This window comes from Nonomuraea sp. NPDC049378, assembly GCF_055586745.1.
Window position 1 is genome coordinate 173903 of the sequence record NZ_JBVJHP010000007.1, and the last position, 8079, is coordinate 181981.

The 8079-nt window shown below is 73.4% G+C and carries 6 protein-coding genes; 5 read left to right on the forward strand and 1 reads right to left on the reverse strand.

All coding sequences use genetic code 11. The features are described 5' to 3' along the window. Positions 1-5 precede the first annotated feature (5 nt). A complete protein-coding gene (locus ACZ6SA_RS17140; RefSeq protein ID WP_465828825.1) occupies positions 6-758 on the reverse strand; it encodes a DeoR/GlpR family DNA-binding transcription regulator in 753 nt (250 codons plus the stop codon). A gap of 131 nt (positions 759-889) precedes the next feature. Here ACZ6SA_RS17140 and ACZ6SA_RS17145 point away from each other — a divergent pair, with 131 nt between their 5' ends. From ACZ6SA_RS17145 to ACZ6SA_RS17165, 5 genes are read left to right on the forward strand one after another with little or no spacing between them, the layout of a single operon-like run. Further along, the gene (locus tag ACZ6SA_RS17145) at positions 890-2116 is read left to right on the forward strand and encodes a PfkB family carbohydrate kinase (protein WP_347644425.1); all 1227 of its coding nucleotides are present in this window, start codon (positions 890-892) and stop codon (positions 2114-2116) included. A 4-nt stretch (positions 2117-2120) separates the two neighbouring features. Then, positions 2121-3518: an extracellular solute-binding protein gene (locus ACZ6SA_RS17150; protein WP_347644426.1), complete on the forward strand. Its 1398-nt coding sequence runs from the start codon at positions 2121-2123 to the stop codon at positions 3516-3518. After that, on the forward strand, positions 3515-4411 hold the full coding sequence (locus tag ACZ6SA_RS17155; protein ID WP_443153409.1) for a carbohydrate ABC transporter permease: 897 nt from the start codon (positions 3515-3517) through the stop codon (positions 4409-4411). Before ACZ6SA_RS17150 ends, ACZ6SA_RS17155 begins: the two co-directional genes overlap by 4 nt. Further along, positions 4408-5208 (forward strand): carbohydrate ABC transporter permease, encoded by an 801-nt coding sequence (locus tag ACZ6SA_RS17160; protein WP_347644428.1) that lies wholly within the window; start codon positions 4408-4410, stop codon positions 5206-5208. The genes ACZ6SA_RS17155 and ACZ6SA_RS17160 overlap by 4 nt, the downstream gene beginning before the upstream one ends. A 15-nt stretch (positions 5209-5223) precedes the next feature. Next, positions 5224-7935: a sugar-binding protein gene (locus ACZ6SA_RS17165; RefSeq protein ID WP_465828829.1), complete on the forward strand. Its 2712-nt coding sequence runs from the start codon at positions 5224-5226 to the stop codon at positions 7933-7935. The last annotated feature ends 144 nt before the right edge of the window (positions 7936-8079 follow it).

The window sequence follows — 8079 nt, forward strand, 5'->3', positions numbered from 1 at the left end:
ACCTGTCATGCGAGAAGCACCTGGGCGCCCGCGGCGACGCAGGCGCCCAGCGTCGTCTCGTCGGCGCCGTCATTGGTGACGATCACGTCGATGTCCTCGGGCCCGCACACCCGCAGGGCGCCGGTGCCGGGGAACTTGTGCCGGTCGACGAGCAGCACCACCTGCTCGGCCGCCGCGATCATGGCGCGCTTCAGCGGGACCTCGGCCAGCGTGGTGTCGACGGGCTGCCCGTCGGGCCGCACGCCGCTGGCTCCCAGGAACACCCGGTCGGCGACGACCTGGCTCAGCGCCGCCTCGGTGAGCACCCCGACCAGCGAGTGGTACGTCCTGCGCACCATGCCGCCGAGCAGCAGCAGCTCGACCGCGGAATCGGCGCGGAGCGCGTCGAGCACGGCCAGGCTGGAGGTGACCACCGTGACCCGCCGGCCGCGCAGCCGCCGGGCCAGCCGCATCGTCGTGGTGCCGATGTCGAGCAGCAGCACCTCGCCGTCGGCGACGAGCTGCGCGGCCCGTGCGGCCACGGCCTCCTTGTCCTGCTGGTCGACCCCGGCCACCTCGGCGAAGGGCCGGTCGTCGTCGGCGTCGGCCAGGGCTCCCCCGCGGACGCGCCTGAGCGTGCCGTCGCGGTCGAGCACCTCGAGGTCCCTGCGGATGGTGGACGGGCTCACGCCGAGCTGGCTGGCGAGATCGCGGACGCTGGTCGCGCCGGAGAGCCGGACCCTTCGCATGATCTCGGCATGCCGGAGGCGCTGAAGCACGGCGCGAGTCTATCAGTCAAATTCGCGCAAGAGTGAGCATCACTGAGCAAAAACACCGGCAAAGCACTTGAAGTACGCGAGCAAACATGCAAGATTGCGCACAATCGGAGTGTCGAGGAGGCCCCATCCCCGTGTCTGCCCAGGCGTACGACCCTCTCGCCGAAGAGCGCACCCCCGAGGGTCCGCAGTTCGACGTGTTCCTGGCGGGCACCGTCTTCCTCGACATCATCTTCACCGGCCTGCCCGCCATGCCCGCCGCGGGCACCGAGATCTGGGCCGAGGGGATGGGCTCGTGCCCCGGCGGCATCGCCAACCTGGCCATCGCGACCAGCCGGCTGGGCCTGCGCACCGCGCTGGCCGCCGCGTTCGGCGACGACGACTACGGCGACTTCTGCTGGCGCACGCTCGAGGAGCAGGAGGCGGTCGACCTGTCCAGGTCGCGGCGCTTCGAGCACTGGCACTCGCCGGTGACGGTCTCCATGGCGGTCGACCGCGACCGCAGCATGGTGACGCACGGCCACCCCGCCCCCATGGCGAGCGCCGAGATGATCGGCTCCCCGCCCCGCTCCCGGGCGGTCATCGTGACGATCTCCCCCGACGAGCCGCTCGGCTCGCCCGGCGGCTCGAGCAACTGGGCCGAGCCGGCCCACCGGAACGGCGCCCTCATCTTCGCGGACGTCGGCTGGGACCCGTCGGGCTCCTGGCCCGCGTCGATGCTCGATCAGCTCTCCTTCTGCCACGCGTTCATGCCCAACGCGATCGAGGCGATGGCCTACACCGGCGCCGACACCCCGCGCGACGCGCTCTACGCGATCGCCGACAAGGTCCCCCTCGCGGTGGTGACCGACGGGGCCAACGGCGCCATGGCCATCGACTCCACGACAGGCGAGGAGGCGTTCGTCCCCGCGCCACGGGTGACGGCGCTCGACCCCACAGGCGCGGGCGACGTCTTCGGCGCCGGACTCGTGCTCGGCACGCTGTGCCGCTGGCCGCTCGCCGACCGGCTGGCCTTCGCGCAGGTCTGCGCGGGGCTCGCGGTGCAGCAGTTCGGCGGCTCGCTGGCCGCGCCCGGCTGGGGCGACATCGCCGACTGGTGGCACGAGGTGCGCGCGGCGGCCGACCACAGCGGCGCCTACGGCAGCTCGCTGGCCCGCCGCTACGCCTTCCTCGACCGGCTGGTGCCCACCGTCCCGGTGGGCGCGGTCCGCCGCGCCGCGGCCACCATCGCCCGCTACGCCGACGTGGGCATGCCGCCCGGAGCCACGGGCACGCAGCCGCACCAGACCCCCCACGAGGCGTCCGACGACCCCGGCGACGAGGGCCCGGCCACGTCTCGCGTGCCTGCGCAGAAGGAGTAACACCATGATCGCCCCGACGCGAGAAGGCCGGAGCACGAGATCGCCGGGTTCCAGGACGCTCGCCGCGCTCGCCGCGGCGGCCCTGGCCCTCACGGCGTGCGCGCCCGGCTCCTCGGCCCCGCCGGCGGCCACCCCCTCGCAGCCGAGCGCGTCGGCGGTCCGCACCGACGCCGCCACCCTCGGCGACGTCACCCTCACGGTCTGGGACCAGGAGGTACGCGGCGGGCAGGCGGCCCAGATGAAACAGCTCAACGCCGCGTTCGAGGCGAAATACCCCAACATCAAGCTCAACCGGGTGTCCCGCTCCTTCGACGACCTCAACACCACCCTGCGCCTGGCGCTCAGCGGCAACGAGCCGCCCGACGTGGTGGAGGCCAACAACGGCCGTTCCTCGATGGGCGCGTTCGTCAAGGCCGGCCAGCTGCTGCCGCTGGACGCCTACGCCGAGGCGTACGGGTGGAAGGAGCGCTATCCGGAGTCGGTGCTGCGCTACTCGCGCTACAGCGCCGACGGCAAGCTGTTCGGCGAGGGCAACCTGTACGGCCTGCCGCAGGTCGGCGAGGTCGTCGGCATCTTCTACAACGCCGCCAAACTCACCGAGCTGGGCCTGGAGCCGCCGAAGACCTGGGCGGAGTTCCAGGCGGCGCTGGCCGAGGCCAAGGCCGCCGGCGAGGTGCCGATGCAGCTGGGCAACCTCGACAAGTGGCCGGCCGTGCACGTGTTCGGCACCGTGCAGAGCCGCGAGGTGCCCGCCGACCAGATCCGCACGCTGGCCTTCGGCCGCAAGGGCGCCTCGTGGAACACGCCCGAGAACACCAGGGCCGCCCAGCAGCTCGTCGACTGGGTCGGCAAGGGCTACTTCAACAAGGGCTTCAACGGGCAGGGTTACGACCCGGCGTGGCAGGCGTTCGGCAAGGGCGAGGGGGTCTTCATGATCGCGGGCACGTGGCTCCTCGCCGACCTGCAGAAGAACCTGGGCGACGACCTCGGCTTCATCCTGCCGCCGGGCGCCACGGCCGGCGGCGCGCCCGTCGCGACCGGCGGCACCGGCCTGCCGTTCGCGATCACGGCGAAGAGCCCGCACCCCGAGGCGGCGGCGGCGTACATCGACTTCATCACCAGCGCCGACGCGATGAAGACGCTCACCGACACCGGCAACCTGCCCGTCGCCGACACGGCCGCGCAGAAGGTGTCCGAGGGACCGCAGCAGGACGTCTTCACCGCGTTCGGCACGGTGACCGCGGAGAACGGGCTGGTCCCCTACCTCGACTACGCCACCCCGACGTTCGCCGACACGCTGGGCGCGGCGCTGCAGGACCTGCTGGCGGAGAAGGCGAGCCCGCAGGAGTTCCTGGCCACGCTGGAGAAGGACTACAAGACGTTCGCTGAGAGCAACGGGTGACCCAGCGGACGGGCGCGGCCCGGCCCCCGGGGGAGCCGCGCCGCGTCGCCTACCTCTACCTGCTCCCGGCGTTCGTGATCTACGCGGCGTTCCTGCTCTACCCGATCGGCCGCGCGGTCCACCTGTCGTTCTTCGACTGGGACGGGTTGTCGCTCGGCCGCTGGGCCGGCCTGGACAACTACGTGGCGATCGTCGCCGACGAGGGGCTGCGGGCCGCCTTCGGGCACGCCCTGGTGCTCATCGTGTTCTACGCGGTCGTGCCGCTGGCCATCGGGCTGGCGCTGGCGGCGATCCTCCACCACGCCAAGGTCCGCGGGCTCGGGTTCTTCCGCACGGTGGTGTTCCTGCCGCAGGTGATCGCCATGGTCGTGGTGGCCGTCGCCTGGCGGCGCATCTACGCCCCCGACGGCACGCTCAACAGCCTGCTCGGCGCGCTCGGGCTCGACTCGCTGACGCGGGGCTGGCTGGGCGACCACACGTTCGCGCTGCCCGCGGTCGGGGTGGTCGGCACGTGGTTCGAGACGGGGCTGGTGACCGTGCTGCTGCTGGCCGGGATGAGCCGCATCCCCGGCGAGCTGTACGAGGCGGCGCGGCTCGACGGGGCCGGGGCCGTCAAGGAGTTCTTCGCCGTCACGCTGCCGTCGGTGCGCGGGGAGATCGCGGTGGCGCTGACGCTGACCGTGATCGCCGCGCTGCGCACGTTCGACCTGGTGTACGTCACCACGCGCGGCGGGCCGGGCGACTCCACGTCGGTGCCGTCGTACGAGGTCTACCACCGGGCCTTCGGGCTCAGCCAGGTCGGCTCGGCGGCGGCGATCGGCGTGACGCTCACCGTCGTGATCTTCGCCATCTCGTTCGGCATCAACCGGTTCGCGGACAGGAGCACCACGTGATCTCGCGCGCTGAGCGGGTGGCCAACTACGTCATCCTGTCGGCGTTCGCCGCGTTCGCGCTCTTCCCCATCGTGACGATCCTGGCGGCCGCGCTCGGCCCCGCCGACAGCGGGGACACGGCCGGGCTCGGCAACTTCGCCGCCGCCTGGGAGATCGGGCACTTCGGCACCTACCTGCGCAGCAGCCTGCTGGTGTCGGCGTTCGTCGTGGTCGTGAGCGTGGTTCTGTCAATCATGAGCGGGTACGCGTTCGGCACCATGCGCTTTCGCGGCCAGTCGGCGCTGTTCTACCTGTTCCTCGTCGGGATCATGATGCCGAGCGAGGCCATCGCGGTCCCGCTCTACTTCGACCTGCGCGCGCTCGGTCTGATCGACACGTTCTGGTCGATGACGTTGCCGCAGGTCGCGCTGTCGGTGGCGTTCGGCACGTTCTGGATGCGGGCGTACTTCCGTGCGTCCAACCGGGCGATCGTCGAGGCGGCGCGCATCGACGGCGCGTCGAGCTGGCGCATCCTGTGGCGGGTGCTGCTGCCGCCGGCCCGGCCCGCCGTCGTCACCCTGACCCTCCTGGTCTTCATGTGGACCTGGAACGAGTTCCTCATCCCGCTGATCATGGTGACCAGCGAGTCGTTGCGGACGGCCCCGCTGGGTCTGGCCTTCTTCCAGGGCCAGTACACCTCCGGCTTCACCCTCCTCGCGGCCGGCTCGGTGATCGTGGCGACGCCGGTCGTGATCTTCTACCTGTTCCTCCAGCGCCATTTCGTCCGCGGGCTGCTCCAAGGGGCGGTCCGCGAGTAGTCATCCGGAGGTTCCATGCGTCCAACAGCCGTGGGCCGGCTGGCCGTGGCGGCGGCCGTCCTGCTCGCCGTCCTGCCGGCCGCACCGGCCGTCGCCGCCCCGCCCGACTCCCCCGCGTCCCCCGCCTCCGCTGTCGACCTCGACGCGCTGTTCGTCGGCGCCCACCCCGACGACGAGGCCTTCAGCCTGTCGACGCTCGGGCAGTGGAACGAGGAGCACGGCGTACGCACCGGCGTCGTCACCGTGACCAGGGGCGAGGGCGGCGGCAACGCGGTCGGGCCCGAGGATGGCCCGGCGCTCGGCCTGCTGCGCGAGGCCGAGGAGCGCACGGCCGTGGGCAAGGCGGGCGTGCGCGAGGTGTTCAACCTCGACGACGTCGACTTCTACTACACGGTGAGCGCCCCGCTGACGGACCAGGTGTGGGGCGGCGACACGCTGGAGAAGGTCGTCAGGATCGTCCGCACGACCAGACCCGAGATCCTGCTGACCATGGACCCGGCCCCCACTCCCGGCAACCACGGCAACCACCAGCTGGCCGCGCGGCTGGCCGTCGAGGCGTTCTACGCGGCGGCCGACCCCGAGGCGTTCCCCGAGCAGATCAGCCGCGAAGGGCTGCGTCCGTTCGCTCCCGCCCGGCTGCTGACCGGCGGCGGGCGTGGCACCTCCAGGAACGGCCCCGAGTGCGCCTCGACGTTCCGGCCGGACAATCCTGCGCAGAACGTGTACGGCGTGTGGAGCGGCCGCGCCTCCGCGGCGCAGGGCGCGACGTGGGCCGCCGTCGAGCGCGACGCCCAGCGTACGTACGCCTCCCAGGGCTGGGCCGGCTTCCCCGATGTCCCGGCCGACCCCGCCCAGCTCGGGTGCGACTTCTTCACCCAGGTGGACGCGCGGGTGCCGTTCCCCGAGCCGGGCACGGACGCGGCGGCGGCGCCCACGGCCATCCTCGACGGCGCGCTGACCAGGGCGAAGGGCGCCGTGCCGCTCGGCACGCTGTTCGCCCTGCGGACCGGCACGTTCGACGTGCGCCCCGGGACCGCGTTCACGGTCGAGGTCACCGCGACCGCTCCCCCGCGCACGCCGCTGGGCCGCTCGTCGGTGGCGCTGCGCGTGCCGGACGGCTGGCGGGTCAGCGGGTCCGGCGACCTCGGCAGGCTCGGTCCCGGCCGCAGTGGCGAGGCGACGTTCACGGTGACGCCTCCCGAGGGCGGCGCGGGAGAGCGGGCCCGCCTCGCGGCCGCGCTGACCACCGAGCGGGGCCGCGGCTACACCGACCGCCAGGTCGAGCTCAGCCCCGCCGTCCGCGGCGAGCAGCAGCCCCTCCCCCAGGTCGCCCAGTTCCGCACGTGGGTGGCCGAGGTGGGCGTGCCGCAGCTGCGCGGCCTCGTCACCCCGGTGCTCACACTGCCGTCGGGCGGCTCCCGGCAGGTCGGCGTCGTGGTCACGAACCTGAGCCAGGCCACCCGGTCGGGCACCGTACGCCTGGACCTCCCCGACGGCTTCACCGCCGATCGGGCCGAGGCCGCCTTCGACGACCTGGCGGCGGGCAGGTCGGCGACCGTGCCGTTCACCGTCACCAACGCCGACCCGTCGCTGAAGACCTCCAACGAGGGCGGCGACTACTCCTACACCATCACCACCAGCACCGGCGAGGACGGCTCAAGCACGAGCAGGCCGGCGCTCGAACTCGTGCCCGCGGCCACCGTCCCGCAGGCCGGTTCCGCGCCCGCCGTCGACGGCGCCGAGGGCGACGGCGAGTACTCCGGCGCCGCCCTCGACGTCTCCCGCCGCTGGGAGGGCGACGCCTGCTCGTCGGCCGCCGACTGCTCGGGCACGGCCAAGGTCGCCTGGCGCGACGACACGCTGTACCTGCTGGTCCACGTGAAGGACGACGTGCTCGGCACGCGGCTGCCCGCGTCCGACTGCAAGCGGCACTGGCGCACCGACTCCGTGGAGGTCACGCTGGATCCGCGCGGCGCGTCCGAGAACACCTCCACGACGTTCAAGGCCGCGGTGCTGCCGGTGACCACTGAGGGCCCGCCGTGTTTCCTGCGGGACGCCGACCACCACCAGGGGCCGGGCGAGGAGGCCGCTCCGGGCATGCGGGTGGCCTCGGCCGTGTCCGAAGGGGAGTACACGGTGGAGATGTCCATCCCGATGGAGGTGCTGCCCGCCGCCGTCGATCCGGAGCACCTCGGGCTCAACGTCCTCGTGTACGACTCCGACACCCAGGACAAGACCGGCCAGACCCGGATCGGCTGGTCGACGTGGGGCGGGGTGCAGGGCGACCCGTACCGGTGGGGCATCGCGACGCTGCCCGGGTACGAGCCGCCGGCGGACCGGCCGACCACCCCGGCCGACCCGGTGATCCCCGACACGGCCCTGTCCAGCCTGGACTCGCCGCAGTCGCTGGAGCAGGCGGTCCGCGTGCACGTGCCGCCGGCCGGCGGCCCCGCGGCCAGGCCGTCGCAGAGCGGCGCGGCCGTCTCCGCGAAGCGCGGTGAGGGTGCGGTGAAGGTGCGGCTGCGGGCCGGCGCGGGGGGCGAGGCGCACCTGTTCGTCCGCGACGGCCAGGGCACGGCGGGCAGCCGCGTCGTCACCGTGCCCCGCAAGGGGACGTCGACGGTGACGGTCACGCTGGACCGGGCGCTGGGCGCCGGTCCGAAGGTCGTGGCCGGGTGGGAGGCCACCGGCGGCGGGACGGCCGTCTCGCAGGTCGCCGTGCGCTGACGTAAGCGAAAGACGGGCGCGGGGGGGGGGGGGGGGGGGGGGGGGGGGGGGGGGGGGGGGGGGGGGGGGGGGGGGGGGGGGGGGGGGGGGGAGGGGGGGGGAGGGGGGGGGGAAGAAAACGAGCACGCCCCCCCACCCCCGGCA

Excerpts from the sequence above, each read along its gene's own strand:
- ACZ6SA_RS17165 (WP_465828829.1), top strand. The coding sequence starts at position 5,224 with ATGCGTCCAACAGCCGTGGGCCGGCTGGCCGTGGCGGCGGCCGTCCTG.
- ACZ6SA_RS17150 (WP_347644426.1), top strand. The coding sequence starts at position 2,121 with ATGATCGCCCCGACGCGAGAAGGCCGGAGCACGAGATCGCCGGGTTCC.